The sequence below is a fragment of the Pseudoxanthomonas kaohsiungensis genome (assembly GCF_010211765.1).
Lineage (GTDB): Bacteria > Pseudomonadota > Gammaproteobacteria > Xanthomonadales > Xanthomonadaceae > Pseudoxanthomonas > Pseudoxanthomonas kaohsiungensis.
The window spans coordinates 41,535-59,113 of sequence record NZ_PDWO01000002.1 but is presented as its reverse complement, the minus strand read 5'-3'; the positions used below and the strand labels follow the sequence as shown (position 1 = coordinate 59,113).

Annotated in this window: 15 protein-coding genes; 11 read left to right on the top strand and 4 right to left on the bottom strand. The window is 71.9% G+C overall.

Going from position 1 to position 17,579, the window contains the following annotated elements:
• Window positions 1-52: 52 nt before the first annotated feature.
• From CSC66_RS02735 to CSC66_RS02725, 3 genes are read left to right on the top strand one after another with little or no spacing between them, the layout of a single operon-like run.
• Window positions 53-1,048 carry a YheT family hydrolase gene (locus CSC66_RS02735; RefSeq protein WP_162376151.1) on the top strand — a complete coding sequence of 332 codons (996 nt, stop codon included), beginning with the start codon at window positions 53-55 and terminating at the stop codon, window positions 1,046-1,048.
• Between the two features lie 56 nt (window positions 1,049-1,104).
• A complete protein-coding gene (locus CSC66_RS02730) occupies window positions 1,105-3,168 on the top strand; it encodes a tetratricopeptide repeat protein (protein ID WP_162375859.1) in 2,064 nt (687 codons plus the stop codon).
• Window positions 3,169-3,186: 18 nt separating this feature from the next.
• A complete protein-coding gene (locus CSC66_RS02725) occupies window positions 3,187-3,798 on the top strand; it encodes a YbhB/YbcL family Raf kinase inhibitor-like protein (protein ID WP_162375858.1) in 612 nt (203 codons plus the stop codon).
• A 98-nt stretch (window positions 3,799-3,896) separates the two neighbouring features.
• Here the strand turns inward: CSC66_RS02725 and CSC66_RS02720 are convergent, their stop codons facing one another.
• Window positions 3,897-4,739, bottom strand: a complete 843-nt coding sequence (locus CSC66_RS02720) for an META and DUF4377 domain-containing protein (RefSeq protein WP_162376150.1) — start codon at window positions 4,737-4,739, stop codon at window positions 3,897-3,899.
• A gap of 134 nt (window positions 4,740-4,873) precedes the next feature.
• Complete coding sequence (locus tag CSC66_RS02715; protein ID WP_162375857.1) at window positions 4,874-5,668, bottom strand: undecaprenyl-diphosphate phosphatase; 795 nt, start codon at window positions 5,666-5,668, stop codon at window positions 4,874-4,876.
• A gap of 221 nt (window positions 5,669-5,889) precedes the next feature.
• On the opposite strand from CSC66_RS02715, the gene glnA reads away from it, so the two are divergent.
• From glnA to CSC66_RS02680, 7 genes are all read left to right on the top strand, one after another.
• On the top strand, window positions 5,890-7,299 hold the full coding sequence (gene glnA / locus CSC66_RS02710) for a type I glutamate--ammonia ligase (RefSeq protein ID WP_162375856.1): 1,410 nt from the start codon (window positions 5,890-5,892) through the stop codon (window positions 7,297-7,299).
• Window positions 7,300-7,584: 285 nt separating this feature from the next.
• On the top strand, window positions 7,585-7,923 hold the full coding sequence (locus CSC66_RS02705; RefSeq protein WP_162375855.1) for a P-II family nitrogen regulator: 339 nt from the start codon (window positions 7,585-7,587) through the stop codon (window positions 7,921-7,923).
• A gap of 21 nt (window positions 7,924-7,944) precedes the next feature.
• Window positions 7,945-9,477 carry an ammonium transporter gene (locus CSC66_RS02700; RefSeq protein ID WP_162375854.1) on the top strand — a complete coding sequence of 511 codons (1,533 nt, stop codon included), beginning with the start codon at window positions 7,945-7,947 and terminating at the stop codon, window positions 9,475-9,477.
• A gap of 223 nt (window positions 9,478-9,700) precedes the next feature.
• On the top strand, window positions 9,701-10,444 hold the full coding sequence (locus CSC66_RS02695; RefSeq protein WP_162375853.1) for an N-acetylmuramoyl-L-alanine amidase: 744 nt from the start codon (window positions 9,701-9,703) through the stop codon (window positions 10,442-10,444).
• A 60-nt stretch (window positions 10,445-10,504) separates the two neighbouring features.
• A complete protein-coding gene (locus CSC66_RS02690) occupies window positions 10,505-11,560 on the top strand; it encodes a two-component system sensor histidine kinase NtrB (RefSeq protein WP_162375852.1) in 1,056 nt (351 codons plus the stop codon).
• Window positions 11,557-13,005, top strand: a complete 1,449-nt coding sequence (ntrC, locus tag CSC66_RS02685; RefSeq protein WP_162375851.1) for a nitrogen regulation protein NR(I) — start codon at window positions 11,557-11,559, stop codon at window positions 13,003-13,005. The genes CSC66_RS02690 and ntrC overlap by 4 nt, the downstream gene beginning before the upstream one ends.
• Before the next feature lie 341 nt (window positions 13,006-13,346).
• The gene (locus tag CSC66_RS02680; RefSeq protein WP_162375850.1) at window positions 13,347-13,901 is read left to right on the top strand and encodes a superoxide dismutase family protein; all 555 of its coding nucleotides are present in this window, start codon (window positions 13,347-13,349) and stop codon (window positions 13,899-13,901) included.
• Between the two features lie 52 nt (window positions 13,902-13,953).
• Here the strand turns inward: CSC66_RS02680 and CSC66_RS02675 are convergent, their stop codons facing one another.
• A complete protein-coding gene (locus CSC66_RS02675; protein ID WP_162375849.1) occupies window positions 13,954-14,829 on the bottom strand; it encodes a hypothetical protein in 876 nt (291 codons plus the stop codon).
• A gap of 191 nt (window positions 14,830-15,020) precedes the next feature.
• Here CSC66_RS02675 and CSC66_RS02670 point away from each other — a divergent pair, with 191 nt between their 5' ends.
• Window positions 15,021-16,298, top strand: a complete 1,278-nt coding sequence (locus CSC66_RS02670; protein WP_162375848.1) for an acetyl-CoA C-acetyltransferase — start codon at window positions 15,021-15,023, stop codon at window positions 16,296-16,298.
• Window positions 16,299-16,331: 33 nt separating this feature from the next.
• On the opposite strand, the gene CSC66_RS02665 is transcribed toward CSC66_RS02670, so the two are convergent.
• Complete coding sequence (locus CSC66_RS02665; RefSeq protein WP_162375847.1) at window positions 16,332-17,567, bottom strand: MgtC/SapB family protein; 1,236 nt, start codon at window positions 17,565-17,567, stop codon at window positions 16,332-16,334.
• Window positions 17,568-17,579: the final 12 nt, after the last annotated feature.

The window sequence follows — 17,579 nt, the reverse complement described above, 5'->3', positions numbered from 1 at the left end:
TGCGCCGCCGATGTTGCGGTGCAAAATGGCTCCGCCCACCGTCGTTCCCGCCATGCTCACCGCTGCCGACTACCGACCGCCCCGCCTCCTGCGCAATCCGCACCTGCAATCGGTGCTGGGGTCCAGCGGCCTGCGCCGGCATCGTGGCCTGCGTGCCCTGGCCGCCACCGGCGCGGAGACGAGCGAACACATCCTCGACGGCGGCGGTGGCGCGCGCCTGCAGGGCTGGCACAGCCGGGTGCCCGGCCGCGAACCGCGCGGCATGGCGCTGCTGCTGCACGGCTGGGAGGGCAGCGCCGATTCCGGCTACATGCGCCTGACCGCCGCGCGCCTGCTGGCCGACGGCCTGGACGTGTTCCGCCTCAACTTCCGCGACCACGGCGACACCCACCACCTCAACGAGGGCCTGTTCCATTCCAACCGGCTGGACGAGGTGGTGCACGCGGTGGCCGACATGGTCCAGCGCCTGCGCGTGCGCGACCTGGTCGTGGCCGGCTATTCGCTCGGCGGCAACCACGCCCTGCGCCTGGGCCTGCGCGCCGGCATCGCCGGCTTGCCGCTGCGCCACATCGCCGCGGTCTGCCCGCTGGTCGACCCGGCCACGACGATGTCCAGCATGGAGCGCGCGCCGCAGCTGTACGACTGGTATTTCCGCCGCAAGTGGCGCAGTTCGCTGGTGCGCAAGCGCGCCCTGTTCCCCGAGCAGCACTGCTACGACGACGCCACCCTCGCGCTGGACATGCGCAGCCTCACCGCCTGGCTGGCGCAACGCTACGCCGGGTTCGGCACGGTCGAGGACTACTTCGACAGCTACTCGATCGCCGGCGACCGGCTGGCGGCGCTCCCGGTGCCGGCCAGCGTCCTGATGGCGCAGGACGATCCGGTGATCCCGTTCGACGACTTCCGCCAGTGGCGTCTGCCGCCCTCCGCCGCGCTGGAAGTGACCCGCTGGGGCGGCCACTGCGCGTTCGTCGAAAGCCTCTCCGGCGACGGGTTTGCCGAGCGCTGGGTCGCCGACCGCCTCGGCGCGGCGCTGCCCCGGCGCTGACCCGGGCCGGTCCAGCGCCGGGGTAAACTGCGGGTTTTCCCCGGAAGACCCCAGAAATGCAGGAACGGATCCACGACGCGCTGCGGCGCAATGCCGTCGACGAAGCGCTGGCCCTGGCCCAGGAATGGGCGGCGCAGGCGCCCGACGACGCGAGCGCGCAGCGCAGCCTGTCGGCGACCCTGGCCCGGGCCGGCGACCCGGCGGCCGCACTGGTCGCGCTGGACCAGGCGATCCTGCTGGCGCCGGACGAGGCCGGGCTGCATTTCGAGCGGGCCGCGCTGCTGCTGCGCCAGCGCGACACCGGCGCGGCGCGGGTTGCGCTCGACGAGAGTCTGGGCCTGGATCCGAACCACCTGCCGTCGTACCTGGCGCAGGCGCAGGTCGCGCTGGCCCAGGGTGACCTGGCCGAGGCCGAACGGCTCAGCCGCACCGCCGCGCGCATCGACGCCGACGATCCCCGGCTGGTCGCGCTCAACGCGCTGCTGGCGCTGCGCCGCGGCGAGCCGGATGCCGCGATCGCGCTGGCCTCGGCGGCCAGCGTGCAGTTGCGCGACGATCCGCAGCTGCTGTCGGTGCTGGGCTTCGGCTACCTGGCCAAGCAGCACTGGGCGTTCGCCGAGCAGGCGTTCCGTCGGGTGTCCGAGCTGCTCCCCGACGCGCGCGCGCTGTGGCCGCTGCTGGCGCAGCTGGCGGCCAGGCAGGGCCGGCCGGACGAGGCATTCGAGCGGGTGGCGCCGCTGCTCGCCGATCCCGCCACCGCCACTCCCGCCCTGCGCCGGGCCGCCGGCCTCCATGCCCTGCAGGCCGGCCGCGGCGAGGAGGCGCTGGAGCACCTGCGCGCCGCGTTGTCGGCAGGCCCGGACCGCGCGGTGCTGCGCGGGTTGATGGCGCTGTGGCGCGAACGCAACGATCGCGAAGACGCCCTCGCCACGCTCGAGGCCGCGCTGGCCACCTCGCCGGCGTCCGGCGACCTGTGGGGCGCGCGGCTGGCGCTGGAAACGCCCGGCACCGCGGAGGGCAACCGGGTGCTGCAGCACTGGCTGGCGGCGATGCCCGACCATGTACCGGCGCTGGAGACGGCGATGTTCGATCGCGACCGCGCCGGCGACCTGGCGGCCGTGGCCGGCTTCGCCGGGCGCCTGGTCCAGTTGCAGCCGGGACATCCGGCGGCCGAGCAGTTCCTGGTCGAAGCGCGGCTGGCCGGGGATCCGGAGGCGGCCCTGGCGCAGGCGCGCGCCGCCGTCGCCGCGCAGCCCACCGAAGAGGCGCGGACCGCGATGCGCGGCTGGCTGGGTCGCCTGCTGGACCGCGCAGGGCGCACGGCCGAGGCGCTGGCGCACTGGCGCGCGCTGCACGCGGACTTCAGCGCCGCCCGCCTGCCCTTGCCGCCGTTCACCGACGCGATAGACGCATGGCCCCCACTGGCGTCCGCGGCGGTGGATGCACCCAGTCCGATGCTGGTCTGGGGCCTGCCCGGTTCGGGCATCGAGCGGGTGGTCGAGACCTTGACCGCGGCCGGTGGGCCGGTGCTGAGCGACCGCTTCGGCTCGCAGGCGCCGGTCGATCCGCTGCGCTCGCCGCAGACCGGCCAGGCATTGCGTAGCGGAGCCATCGATCCGGCCCAGGTGGTCGCGCAGTGGCGAGGCCACCTGCCGGCGCGCGGGATCGCCGACGGCAACGTCGTCGACTGGCTGCCGTGGTGGGACAACGCCCTGCTGCTGGCGCTGCGCCCGCACCTGCCCGAGGGCCTGCTGCTGGTCGCGGTGCGCGATCCGCGCGACATGCTGCTGGACTGGCTGGCCAGTGGTTCGCCGGTGCCGCTGGCGCTGGAATCGCCGGAGGCTGCCGCCGAGTGGCTGGCGCAGGGCCTGGAGCAGGTCGCCGACCTGCACCAGCAGGACCTGTATCCGCACCGCCTGTTGCGCCTGGATGGCGCGATCGACTCGCCGCCGCAACTGGCCACGGTGATCGGCCAGGCGCTGGGCATCCAGCTGCCGCCGCTGCCGGCGACGCAGCGACGCATGCCGCCCGGTCGCTGGCGCGACTACGCCGACGAGCTCGCCGGCCCGTTCGAGCGGCTGGCCGCGGTCGCCGCGCGCCTGGGCTACCCTGACGCCTGACCGCAACCGGAGTCACGTATGCGCATCTGGAGCGACAGTTTCGAACACCGCGGCGCGATCGCCGCGGAATTCGCCATGGGCCGGCCCGACGGCTTCGCCGCCAACCGCAATCCGCACCTGGCCTGGGAAGGGGTTCCGGCGGGAACGAAGTCGTTCGCGCTGCTGTGCATCGACCCGGATGCGCCGACGGTGCCGGAGACCGTCGGCCGCGACGACCTGCAGATCCCGGTCGAGCAGCCGCGCGCCGACTTCGTGCACTGGACCGTGGCCGACATCGCGGCGGACACGCGCACGATCGCCGCAGGCAGTTGCAGTGACGGCGTCACCGCCAAGGGGAAGCAGTTGCCGCCCGGATTGCCCGGGGCGCGCCAGGGACTGAACGACTACACCGGCTGGTTCGCCGGCGACGCGCGGATGGGCGGCGACTACCACGGCTACGACGGCCCGTATCCGCCGTTCAACGACCTGCGCGTGCACCGCTACTTCTTCCGCCTGTTCGCGCTGGACGTCGCCGCGCTGTCCCTACCGGCGCGCTTCACCGCCGCTGACGTGCAGCGCGCGATGCAGGGCCACGTGCTGGCCGAGGCTTCGGTCTACGGCACCTACACGCTCAATCCGTCGCTGGCCTGAGCGTCGTGGCCGGTCGACCGACCGGATCGGAAGCAAAAAAGACCGACCCTAGGGTCGGTCTTTTCGTTTTTGCCATCCCGCTCCGGTTTGCGGCGCGCTCAGCGCTTCACCTGCTCGGACTCGACCACCATGTCCAGCACGTACGCGTAGCGCGATACGTCGGCCGGCACGTCGGCGCGGGTGTAGCGGTCGATCCGCAGCACGTTGCGCACGCCCGGCTGGTGGGTGTAGCCCTCGATCTCGTCGAAGAAGTTCTGCCACTCGCCCGGCTCGCCCACCCGCAGGCCGTTCTCGTCGAACCTGACCTCGCGCACCTGCAGGCACTGCTTGTCGGGGATCAGCGGGTGGCTGCAGGGCCTGGTCTCCGGCCCCACTTCCAGGAACACGCGCTCGGCCGGCCCGCCGAAGCGGGTGGCCGCGGTCGGCGCGCCCTCGAACACCAGGCGGTCGCCGCCGGCGTTGGTGAGCACCAGTTGCGGCGTGTCGCCGGCGGTGCTGGACACGGTCAGCGCGCCGGCGAGGCGCTTGCCGACCTCGGCATCCAGGGCCGTCAGCTTGGGGTCGGTGCAGGCCATCAGGGTCGAGGCCATCTGCCCCAGGGTGAGGGTGGTGCCCTCCAGGGTGAAGCTGCCCATCATCCGGTTGCAGGTGTTGGACACATTCACCCGGCCATCGGCGAAATCGAGCTGCACCGGTTTGTCGGGCCGGGCGAACAGCGCGTCGATGCGCTGGCCCTGCGCGTCGGTGGCCTCGACCAGGCGCCAGTGGTGGGACGGCAGGAGCGAGGCGGTGTCGGTGGACGGTGCCTCCATCGGCGGCGGAGCGGCCGGGTCGGCGGCGGGCGCCGGCATTTCCCCCGGTGCGGGCGCGGCGGCGTCGGTCGCAGGCCGGTTGCACGCGGCGATCGCCAGCGGCAGCAGCAGCAACAGCGGAAGCGACAGGGGACGACGGTTGGGCATGGACTTCATCGGGACCTTCTTGGCGGGGCCGGCCAGCCGGCCGGCGCGGGGATGCGGCGCGTCGATACAACGGCTGGATGCGCCCGACGGGGTTTGCCCGGCGTGAAGGCCGGGGCTCAGCTGCCGGTGGGCATCAGCGCCAGCAGCAGCAGGCCGAGAACGATCCGGTAGATCGCGAATCCGGTGAAGCGATGCGCCTTGATGTATCCCATCAGCCAGCGCACCACGGCGAAGCCGGTGGCCGCCGCGGCCACGAACGCCACCGCCACCGCCGTCCAGTCCTCGCCGCCGAGCGCGTCGTCGCTGAGCAGTTCGAGGAAGGCGTAGCCGCTGGCGGCGAACATGGTCGGGATGCCGACCAGGAACACGAACTCGGCCGCCGACGCGCGGCGGCTGGTACCGGCCAGCATCGCCACGAAGATCGCCGCCGCCGAGCGCGAGGTGCCGGGGAAGATGCCCGCGACCACCTGTGCCAGCCCGACCAGCACCGCGACCTTCCAGGTCACCGTGGCCACGTCGCCGCGCTTTTCGGCGTAGTGCTCGGCCACCAGCATCCATACGCCGCCGACGACCAGCGCCCAGGCGATCGGGGTCACCGTCTCCGGCAGCTCCCAGCCGGCCAGGCGCACCGGCAGGCCGACCAGCGCGGTCACCAGGAAGGCCACGCCGATCTTGGCCACGTAATCGCGGTTGGCCGGCTCGCCCAGCCCGGTCGCCAGTTCCCACAGCCGGCGCCGGAAGGCCAGGGTCACCGCGAGGATGGCGCCGGCCTGGATGACGATGTTGAAGAAGTCCGAGCGCGCGCCGAGCCAGTGCTGGGCGATCAGCAGGTGCCCGGTGCTGGAGATCGGCAGGAACTCGGTCAGGCCTTCGATGATGCCCAGCAGCAGGGCGGCGAGCAGGTCGTGCACGGGCGGGGCGCGGCGGCGAGGGCTGCACAGCATACGCCAGCCCGGCGACCCGCCCGTTTGCACCAACATGGTTCATGGCTTGCACCACAATGAGGCACCAGTTTGGTGCGAGTCGTCGAAGTTGGTGCGCGCGTTCATTCAAATCAATGACTTGTGAGCGTCATGGGGTTGGCACGCAGCCTGCTATGTCTCCGGTACCCATCAATCCGAGGTTGCAAGCGATGTCCGTGGAAAACGTTGAGAAGCTGATCAAGGACAACAAGGTCGAGTTCGTCGACCTGCGGTTCGTCGACATGCGCGGCGTGCAGCAGCACGTGACCTTCCCGGCCAGCATCGTCGAGCCGGCGCTGTTCGAGGACGGCAAGATGTTCGACGGCTCGTCGATCGCCGGCTGGAAGGGCATCAACGAGTCGGACATGGTCCTGCTGCCCGACGCCGACACCGCGGTGCTGGACCCGTTCACCGCCGACCCGACCCTGATCCTGACCTGCGACATCCTCGACCCGGCGACCATGCAGGGCTACTCGCGCTGCCCGCGCGGCATCGCCAAGCGCGCCGAGGCCTTCCTCAAGTCCAGCGGCATCGCCGACCTGGCGTTCTTCGGCCCGGAGCCGGAGTTCTTCATCTTCGACGCGGTGCGCTTCGCCAACGACATGGGCCACACCTTCTTCAAGATCGATTCGGAGGAAGCGGCCTGGAACACCGGCACCAAGTACGAAGGCGGCAACACCGGCTACCGCCCGGGCGTGAAGGGCGGCTACTTCCCGGTCGCGCCGACCGATTCGCTGCACGACATCCGCTCGGAGATGTGCAAGACCCTGGAGGAGTCGGGCATCGAGGTCGAAGTCCACCACCACGAGGTGGCCACCGCCGGCCAGTGCGAGATCGGCACCAAGTTCAACACGCTCGTCAAGAAGGCCGACGAGCTGCTGACGATGAAGTACATCATCAAGAACGTCGCCCACCGCAACGGCAAGACCGTGACCTTCATGCCCAAGCCGATCGTCGGCGACAACGGCAGCGGCATGCACGTGCACCAGTCGCTGGGCAAGGACGGCAAGAACCTGTTCTCCGGCGACGGCTACGGCGGCCTGTCGCAGCTGGCGCTGTGGTACATCGGCGGCATCTTCAAGCACGCCCGCGCGATCAACGCGTTCGCCAACTCCGGCACCAACAGCTACAAGCGCCTGGTGCCCGGCTTCGAGGCGCCGGTGATGCTGGCCTACTCGGCGCGCAACCGTTCGGCCTCGTGCCGCATCCCGTGGGTGTCCAACCCGAAGGCGCGCCGCATCGAGATCCGCTTCCCCGATCCGCTGCAGTCCGGCTACCTGACCTTCACCGCGCTGATGATGGCCGGCCTGGACGGCATCCGTAACCAGATCGACCCGGGCGCGCCGAGCGACAAGGACCTGTACGACCTGCCGCCGGAAGAGGAGAAGCTGATCCCGCAGGTGTGTTCGAGCCTGGACCAGGCGCTCGAGGCGCTGGACGCGGACCGCGAGTTCCTCAAGGCCGGCGGCGTGATGACCGACGATTTCATCGACGGCTACATCGCGCTGAAGATGCAGGAAGTCACCAAGTTCCGCGCCGCCACCCATCCGCTGGAATACCAGCTGTACTACGGCAACTGAGTGGGACACCGTTGCGCGCGGTTGGGGAACCGCGTGCAACGGAGCCATCGCCACGCGGCGATGGGAGACAGGGCTTCACCGTTGTACGCGACACACAGGGGAAGAGAGATTCACGGGCCTGCATGACCTCCCCCAAGAAGTCGGATGCAGCCTGGGAATCGGTGCGCCGCCGCCGTCACGGAGCGGCCATGTCGACCGGGACGCCGGGTCCAGCAAGGACCCGGCCGTTCCCGGAGTTCCGAACGCCGGCCTTTCGGCCGGACCCTCCACCATCGGGATGCGAACATGAAACTGATCACCGCCATCATCCGGCCGTTCAAGCTTGACGAGGTGCGCGAAGCCCTCGCCCAGGCGGGCGTGTCCGGGATCACCGTGACCGAAGTGAAAGGCTTCGGCCGCCAGAAGGGCCACACCGAGCTGTACCGCGGCGCCGAGTACGTCGTCGATTTCCTGCCCAAGATCAAGATCGAAACCGTCGTCACCGACGAACGCCTGGACGCGGTGCTGGAGGCGATCCAGCAGTCGGCCGGCACCGGCAAGATCGGCGACGGCAAGATCTTCGTCACCGCGGTCGAACAGGTCATCCGCATCCGCACCGGCGAGATCGGCGCGGACGCGCTCTAACCACCACTCGGAGCACAGCCCATGAACATCCGTTTGCTGTCCGGGTGGAAAGCCCGGTTCTATGCCGTCTGCCTGACCATGCTGGTCAGCGCGCTGGCGGTCACCACCTTCGCCGGCAGCGCGATCGCGCAGGAAACCGCCGCGCCGCCGGCCACCGAAGCTTCGGCCGCCGATGCCGCAGCTGCCGCCGCCAATGAAGCGGCCGGGGTTTCCGGCGAGGTCGATCCCGCTGTCGCTGCCGCTGTCGCTTCCGCCGATGCTGCTGCGGACGCCGCCATCGCCCAGGTGGCCGAAACCGCCGCCGCCGAGCCCGCGCCCACCGTCGACAAGGGCGACGTGGCCTGGATGCTCACCTCCACCCTGCTGGTGCTGCTGATGGTGGTGCCCGGCCTGGCCCTGTTCTACGGCGGCATGGTCCGCTCCAAGAACGTGCTGTCGGTGCTGGTGCAGATCGCCGTCGTGTTCTCGCTGCTGTCGGTGCTGTGGATCGTCTACGGCTACAGCCTGGCCTTCTCCGGCGACGGCGCCTGGGTCGGCAACCTGGACAAGCTGTTCCTCAAGGGCGTGACCGTGGAAACGCTGGCGGCGACCTTCACCGCCGGGGTGAGCCTGCCCGAGTACGTGTTCATCGCCTTCCAGCTGACCTTCGCCGGCATCACCGGCGCGCTGATCGTCGGCGCGTTCGCCGAGCGGGTGAAGTTCGCCGCGGTGGTGCTGTTCGTGGTGATCTGGTTCACCCTGGGCTACCTGCCGATCGCGCACATGGTCTGGGCGTCGGGCGGCTATCTGTTCGAGAAGGGCGCGCTGGACTTCGCCGGCGGCACCGTGGTGCACATCAACGCCGGCGTGGCCGGCCTGGTCGGCGCGTACTTCGTCGGCAAGCGCCTGGGCTACGGCCAGGTCGCGATCAAGCCGCACAACGTGACCCTGACCTTCGTCGGCGCCTCGCTGCTGTGGGTGGGCTGGTTCGGCTTCAACGCCGGTTCCAACCTGGAAGCCAACGCCGGAGCGGCGCTGGCCTTCATCAACACCCTGGTCGCCACCGCCGCCGCGGTGCTGGGCTGGGCGCTGACCGAGAAGGTGGTCAAGGGCAAGTCCTCGGCGCTGGGCGTGGCCTCGGGCATGGTCGCCGGCCTGGTCGGCATCACCCCGGCCGCCGGCACCGTCGGTCCGTTCGGCGCGGTGGCCATTGGCTTTGCCGCCGGCGTGATCTGCGTGTGGGGCGTCACCGGCCTGAAGAAGCTGCTCGGTGCCGACGACAGCCTGGACGTGTTCGGCGTGCACGCGGTCGGCGGCATCGTCGGTGCGATCCTGACCGGCGTGTTCTCGGCCGATTCGCTCGGCGGCGTCAAGGCGGTGGCCGATGGCTACTCGATCGGCGGCCAGGTCGTGATCCAGGCGCTGGGCGTGGGCCTGACCGTGGCCTGGATCGGCGTGGTCTCGATCATCGGCTACAGCGTCGCCAAGCTCGTGTTCGGCCTGCGCGTGGCCGAAGAGGACGAGCGCCAGGGCCTGGACATCACTTCGCACGGCGAATCGGCCTACGAGGTATAACAGGTGCGTCGAACCGGCCCGCGACGCTGCGTCGCGGGCCGGTGGATTCCCGGGGCGGTCGGCCATGTGGGCCGGCCGCATCCCCAGCGAAGCGCGCGGCCGGGGGGCGTAGCGCACCCGCCATCGCCGAGGTGAACCGTGTTCCCCCTTCTTTCTTGCAGCCGCAGTCGGCGCTGCGAAGGCTCCGGCTTGCCATCGGCCGCGCCAGCCGGTGCAATGGGCCATGAGCTACCGCTGGCTACTGTCGATCCTGTGCCTGCTGCTGGGCGCCTGCGGACATGCGCCGCCGCGGCAGACCAATCCGCTCGCGCAATGGGAACCGTCGCCCAACTTCGACGAGCGGCGCCCGATCGTGATCGTGATCCACGCGACCGAGCAGGAGTCGGTGGCGCGGAGCCTGCGCACGCTGAGCACGCGCAACAGCGGCGGTCCGGTCAGTGCGCATTACCTGGTCGGCGCCGACGGCGCCCTGTACCAGCTGGTCGAGGACTCGCGCCGCGCCTGGCATGCCGGTGGCGGCAGCTGGGGCACGATCGACGACCTGAACTCCGCGTCCATCGGCATCGAGCTGGACAACGATGGGACTGAAGCATTCCCGCCCGCGCAGGTCGACGCGCTGCTGCGCCTGCTCGACGACCTGTGCACGCGCCTGCGGATCCCGCGCCACGCGGTCATCGCCCATGCCGACATGGCGCCCACGCGCAAGCGCGATCCCGGCGCGCTCTTCCCCTGGGCGCAGCTGGCGCACGCCGGCTACGGACTGTGGCCCGACCCTGCCGACGGCGAGCCGCCCGCCGGCTTCGACCCGTGGCTCGCGCTGCAGGCCATCGGCTATCCGCTCGACGACCCGGCCGCGACCGTGCGCGCCTACCGCCGCCACTTCCGTGGCGACGAGGCCGGGGAACTCGACGCCCAGGACCACCGCATCCTCCATTCGCTGGTCCTGCAGGCCCGGCGCCTGCGCTGAACGCCACCTCCGGGGGCCGTCGCTTCCCGGCACGCCTTGCACTAAATTGGTGCAATGGACATGAGCCTGCCCGCGCCGCCGCCCGGCCCCACCCTGGACCAGCTCGCCACCCCGCTGGCCTGGGCCGACCGCCAAGGCCGGATCGTCGGGGTCAACCCCGCGTTCCCGCGCTGGCTCGGGGTGGGAACGCGGCGTCTGGTCGGGCAGCCGCTGGCGGCCCTGGAGCTGGAAGGCGACGCCCTGGCCCGGTTCCTGGAGCAGGACGAGCGCGAGATGTTGCGCCTGCACCGGATCGCGCTGGGCATGCCGGGCGAGGAAGCGCGCTACGCCGACGGCTGGGTGGCCCGCACCGCCGAGGGCTGGCTGCTCGAGGCGCACCCGTCCGGCGCGTTCGGCGCGGCCGATCCGGCGCAGTCGCTGCCTGGCGCATTGCAGGCCGCGCTCAAGGGCCTGGCCCACGAACTGCGCAATCCGCTGGCCGGGCTCAAGGGCGCCGCCCAGCTGCTGGCGCGGCGCGCGAACCTGCGTCCGGAGGAAAGCGGCGAGCGCGAGCTGATCGAGCTGATCGGCGCCGAGATCGACCGCCTGAGCCAACTGGTCGAGCAGCTCATGTCGCCGGCGCCGCAGCGCCCGCACGCGCCGCTGAACATCCATGCCGTGCTGGAGCGCGTGCTGCGCCTGGCCGAGACCGAAGGCGGCTGGGCGGTGCGCATGCAGCGCGACTACGACCCGAGCATCCCCGAATTCTCCGGCGACGCCGACCGCCTGACCCAGGCGGTGTGGAACCTGGTCCGCAACGCGCTGCAGGCCAGCGCCTCGACGATCATCCTGCGCACCCGCGTCGAAAGCGGACTGCATATCCGCGACCACGTGCATGCGCGCGCGCTGCGGGTGGAGATCGTCGACGACGGACGCGGCGTGCCCGACGAGCTGGCCGAGCACCTGTTCCTGCCGCTGGTCAGCGGCCGCGCCGAGGGCACCGGCCTGGGCCTGGCCCTGGCCCACCAGGTCGCGCGCGAACACCGCGGTTCGCTGACCTTCCGCTCGCGACCCGGGCACACCGTCTTCACCCTGCTGCTGCCGCAGAACGAACCCGAAGGAGCGCCCAGCCCATGACCGCCGACGACAGCGCCGACAGCCGCCGGGTCTGGGTGGTCGATGACGACCGCTCGGTGCGCTTCGTCCTGGCCACCGCGCTGCGCGATGCCGGCTACGAAGTCGACGGGTTCGAGAACGCCGCCAGCGCGCTGGCCGCGCTGCGCGTGCGCGGCGCGCCGGACCTGCTGTTCACCGACGTGCGCATGCCCGGCGACGACGGCCTGGTACTGCTCGACCGGCTCAAGTCGGCGCACCCGCAATTGCCGGTGATCGTGATGTCGGCCTACACCGACGTGGCCAGCACCGCCAGCGCCTTCCGCGGCGGCGCGCACGAGTTCCTGTCCAAGCCGTTCGACCTGGACGACGCGGTCGCGCTGGCCGCGCGCGCGCTGCCGGCCGAAGCCGTGGCCGCCGCCACCGCCGAGCCCCCGCAGGCGGTGGAGGCCGCCGGCGCGCCGGAGCTGATCGGCGACACGCCGGCCATGCGCGCGCTGTTCCGGGCGATCGGCCGGCTCGCGCAGGCGCCGTTGTCGGTGCTGATCACCGGCGAGACCGGCACCGGCAAGGAGCTGGTGGCGCACGCGCTGCACCGCGAATCGCCGCGGTCGGCCGGGCCGTTCGTCGCGCTGAACACCGCGGCCATTCCCGCCGAGCTGCTGGAGAGCGAACTGTTCGGCCACGAGGCCGGCGCGTTCACCGGCGCGCAGAAGCGCCATGTCGGCCGCTTCGAACAGGCCGACGGCGGCACCCTGTTCCTGGACGAGATCGGCGACATGCCGGCGTCGCTGCAGACCCGGCTGCTGCGGGTGCTGGCCGAGGGCGAGTTCTTCCGCGTCGGCGGCCGCGAGCTGATCCGCGTGGACGTGCGCGTGATCGCCGCCACCCACCAGGACCTGGAAACGCTGGTGCAGCAGGGCCGCTTCCGCGCCGACCTGCTGCACCGGCTCAACGTCGTGCGCCTGCAGTTGCCGCCGCTGCGCGAGCGCCGCGCGGACGTCCCGCTGCTGGCCGAGACCTTCCTGCGCCGCGCCGCGCACAAGCTCGGCGCCGGCGCCAAGCGCTTTGACGCCGGTGCCGCCGCCGCGCTGCAGGCGATGGACTGGCCCGGCAACGTGCGCGAACTGCAGAACCTGTGCTGGCGCCTGGCCGCGCTCGCGCCCGGCGAGACCATCACCGCCGCCGACCTGGACGAGGTACGGGCGCCGGCATCGTTCGGCGCCCCGGCCAGCGTCGCCGCACCGGTGCCTGCCGAATGGGACCGGCAGCTGGGCCAATGGGCGCTGGCGTGCCTGCAGGCCGGCGCACGCGACCTGCACGCCGAGGCGCGCGACCGCTTCGACCAGGCGCTGCTCGGCGCCGCCCTGCAGCACACCGGCGGACGCCGGGTCGAGGCCGCCGCGTTGCTCGGAGTCGGCCGCAACACGGTGACCCGGAAACTGGGTCCCGGGCGCAAGCGGCGCTGAGGAAAAGCCCGGGCCATCCACCGCGATGCCCGATGGCGATGCGGCTGCCCATTGTCGGAGCCCATCCCCATGGGCGACACGGGCGTCGGGCTGACGAGGGCGTTGCCTGGGCCGACGGTGTCGGGTCGCCGATGAATCGGCTCCTACAACAGGCCATGGTGTTGGCGCCTTGTAGGAGCCCATCCTCATGGGCGACGCGGGCGTCGGGAGCATGAAGGCGTCGCCTGTGCCGAATCCGCCAGGTCGCGGGCAAGTCCGGCTTCTGCACCGGCTGCGATGGAATTCATCCGGCGTGTACCGGCCCGGCGTTTATCCTGAGCCTTTCCCGAAGGAGTCCGCCCATGCGTACCGCCATCGCCTCCCTTGGCCTGCTCGCCCTGGCCGCCTGCAGCAGCGCGCCCCCCGCAGCGCCCCCGCCGCCGCCGCCGGCCGCCAGCACCGCGCAGCAGGCCGTGGCGGTCCTGGCCTCCGCGTCGGGCAGCCGGGTCAGCGGCAAGCTGACCCTGGCGCCGATGGGCGATGGCGTGCACATCAGCGGCGAGGTCGGCGGGCTGCCCGCCAATGCCCAGTCCGGCTTCCACGTGCACGAGAAGGGCGACTGCAGCGCGGTGGATGCGACCAGCGCCGGCGCCCACTTCAATCCGGCCGCCAGCCAGCATGGGCGTGCCGGGACGGCGACCCACCACGCCGGCGACATGGACAACCTCGTGTCCGACGCCAGCGGCGTGGCCAAGGTCAACATGCACCTGCGCGGAGTCACCCTCGGCGGCGGGGCGGCCAACGACATCGCCGGGCGCGCCGTGATCGTGCATGCCGCGCCGGACGACTATCGCACCCAGCCCACCGGCAATGCCGGCGCGCGCGTGGCCTGCGGCGTGATCAAGGTCACCCGCTGACGGCGGCCGGTGCGGTGGTGCGGCCCGCGCTGCGCACGCGGGCCGTGGCGGATCACGCCGCCAGCAACGCGCGTGCGTCGTCCTGGCCGTCGCAATGCACGAACAGCACCGGGATGCCATGCGCTTCGAGCACCGCGGCGAACTGGCGCTGCCGCGCCATGAAATGGTCGTAGACCCGCTGCAGGCGGTCGCAGTCGCCCTGGCCGTGGCGGTAGTGGACGCACCAGCCGGCGGGGTCGAACAGGGCCATCCGCACCTCGCCGTGCTCCAGCCGCAGCAGCGGTTCGGCGCCGGCATCCAGCCACTCGACCGCATCGGGCGCCAGCAGCGCCGCCTCGACCAGGTTCCACAGCGGCGCCAGCCCCTGGTGGTCGTACTGCATGGCCATCATCGCGGCCAGGTCGTGCGCGGTGAGATAGCGGGCGTGCTCGATCTTCGCGGCGAAGCCGTCCTGGGCCAGCAGCGCGGTGCCCGGCGTGGCCATGCCGAACTGCAGCAGCTTCTCCTCCAGGGCCTCGCCGACTGCGCGCGCCGCGTCGGGCGCACCGACGAGCAGGAACGGCAGCACGCGCAGGCCGCCGCCGGCGAGCGCCGGATCGGCCTGGAACGGCAGCGGCACCGCGCCGGCGGCATCGGCGCCGAACGCCAGTACCCGCGGTCCGTCGCCGCGGCCCGGTGCGCGCGCATGCAGTTCCTGCAGGCGCTGGTGCAGGGGCCAGCCCGGGCGCAGCGCTTCGGCAGGGTCGAAGTGCGCCGCCGCCAGCACCAGGTCCAGGCCGGCGACGCCGTCCACCAGCGCGGCCAGGTCGCGGCCCACGGCGGCGGCCAGCTCGCCGGCCTGCGCCGGCGACAGCGCAGCCCGGTCGGGCGCCAGGCCGCCGGCCAGTTCGAGCGCGAACACGCCGCGTACGATCGCCGGCTCAGCCATGCGGATGCTCCTGCCTCGCGCCGGCTGCCGCGATGCGCCGCACGTCCGCGCCGCGGGCGGGGACGCCATTCATGCCGGGGTGGGTCTTCATCATTGGCCGCCTGCCGGGTCGGGGCTACACTCCCGCATTATGCATTCGGTCGCGTATGCAGGCCGAGCCCACGAATGGAATCTCCTTGAGGTAGTGCCCGATGCCTTCAGTCCGACCCGTCGCCATCCTCGGCGGCGTCCGCATTCCGTTCTGCCGCCAGAACACCGCCTATTCGGACGTCGGCAACCTCGGCATGTCGGTGCGGACCCTGGGCGCCCTGGTCGAGCGCTTCGGCCTGCATGGCCAGCAGCTCGGCGAAGTGGCGATGGGCGCGGTGATCAAGCACTCCTCGGACTGGAACCTGGGCCGCGAGGCGGCGCTGTCGTCGGGCCTGTCGCCGCTGACCCCGGGCATCACCCTGCAGCGCGCCTGCGGCACCAGCCTGGATTCGATCATCACCATCGCCAACAAGATCGCCGTCGGCCAGATCGAGTCGGGCATCGGCGGCGGTTCGGACACCACCTCCGACGTGCCGATCGTCTACGGCAGGAAGCTGCGCGGGCGCCTGCTGGCCGCCAACCGCGCGAAGACGACGAAGGACAAGATCGCCGCGTTCAAGGGCTTCAAGCTGGCCGAACTCAAGCCCGAGTTCCCCGGCGTGGCCGAGCCGCGCACCGGCAAGAGCATGGGCGACCACTGCGAGGACATGGCCAAGCAGTGGAACATCTCGCGCGATTCGCAGGACGAATGGGCGGTGTCCTCGCACCGCAAGCTGGCCGCGGCCTACGAGCGCGGGTTCTTCGCCGAGCTGATCGCGCCGTTCCGGGGCGTGGAGCGCGACAACATCCTGCGCCCGGACACCTCGCTGGAGAAGCTGGCCACGCTCAAGCCGGCGTTCGACAAGGTCTCCGGCCGCGGCACGCTGACCGCCGCCAACTCGACCCCGCTCACCGACGGCGCCGCCGCGGTGCTGCTGGCCTCCGACGAGTGGGCGCGCAGCCACGGCCACGAGCCGCTGGCCTACCTGAAGGACGCGCAGGTCGCGGCGGTGGACTTCGTCCACGGCGAAGGCCTGCTGATGGCGCCGACCGTGGCGGTGCCGGAGATGCTGCGCCGCCATGGCCTCACGCTGCAGGACTTCGACCTCTACGAGATCCACGAGGCGTTCGCCGCGCAGGTGCTGTGCACGCTGCGTGCGTGGGAGAGCGAGGACTACTGCCGCAACCGGCTCGGACTGGACGCGCCGCTGGGCCGGATCGACCCGGAGAAGATCAACCCGGTCGGTTCTTCGCTGGCCACCGGCCATCCGTTCGCCGCCACCGGCGCGCGCGTGGTCGCCACCGCGGCCAGGCAGCTCAAGGAACGCGGCGGCGGCCGCGCGCTGGTGTCGATCTGCACCGCCGGCGGCATGGGCGTGGTGGCGATCATCGAGCGCTGAACGGGCCCCGCCCGGCGGCACCGCCCGGCATGCTCAGGTGAATCCCGCCACCAGCGCCGCGGCGGCGACCATGCTCGCCAGCCCCAGCGTCATCCGCAGCCCGTAACGCGCCCCTCCGCTGGTGAAGGCCACCACCGACTTGGCCAGCGCGCTGGCGCCGAGCAGGCCGACGATCGCCCAGCGCCCCTGCGCCAGGTCGATGATGCCGCCCTGGTGCAGGCTCGCCACCGTGGCCGTGGCCGCGTGCAACTCGGCCAGCGCGGAGAGGAAGGCCGCCGCCAGCGCACCGCCTGGACCGAGCCACTGGCCGAGCAGGCTGGCAACCGCCATCACGCCGGCGATCAGCGCCGCGAAGCCCACGGCCTGGCCGATCCGGAACATGCGCGAATCCGCCGTCGGTGGCGGCGCCGCCACCGCGCGCCCGCGGCGCAGGCCGGCGGCCGCGTGCAACAACAAGGCCAGCGCGGCGGCGAGCAGGATCCAGCCCGAGGCCCGCAGCAATGCAGGCGACACCGCGAGCAGGATCGGGACGAACAGGGCCATCGATGCCAGGTTGGCCAGCATCGCCGCGCCGATGCACGAGGACGCCAGCGCCGGTTGTGCCCGCGCCTGCTGGCCGAAGCTGGCGGTGGCGGCGGTGGACGAGACGAAGCCGGCGAAGAAGCCGGACACCGGCAGGCCCCAGCGGGTGCCGACCACGCGCACGGCGATGTGGCCGGCCGCGCCGATCGCCATGACCAGCACCACCAGCTTCCAGATCGTGGCCAGGTTGAACGCGCCATGGGGATCGATCGGGCGGTCGGGCAACACCGGCAGCACGATCAGGGCGAAGGCCAGCAGCATCAGGCCGTCGGCGATCTCGCGGTCGCTGATGAGTTCGCGGCTGAGCCGGTGCAGGTTCGACTTGGCATGGACCAGCACCGCGACCACCACCGCCAGCGCGCTGGCCGCCAGCGGTGCCTGCATCGCCAGGCCGCCGAGCAGGCCGCTGGTGAGCAGGGCCAGTTCGGAGGTCAGGCCGGGATCCTCGCTGACGGTGCGCAGGTAGCCCACGGCGGACAGCGCAGCCAGGGCCAGCAGCAGGGCGATGAAGGCCGGCATGCCCAGCCACAGCGTGACCGCGCCGGCCAGCGCCGCCAGGGTGTGGGTGCGCAGGCCGGCGGTCATTCCGGGGTTGTCGAGCTTGCGCCGTTCGGCGACCAGGCCCAGCAGCAGGCCCACGCCCAGCGCGGTAGCGGTCGGCAGCAAAGGAAGGTCGAACCCGGCCATGGCCGCGACTAT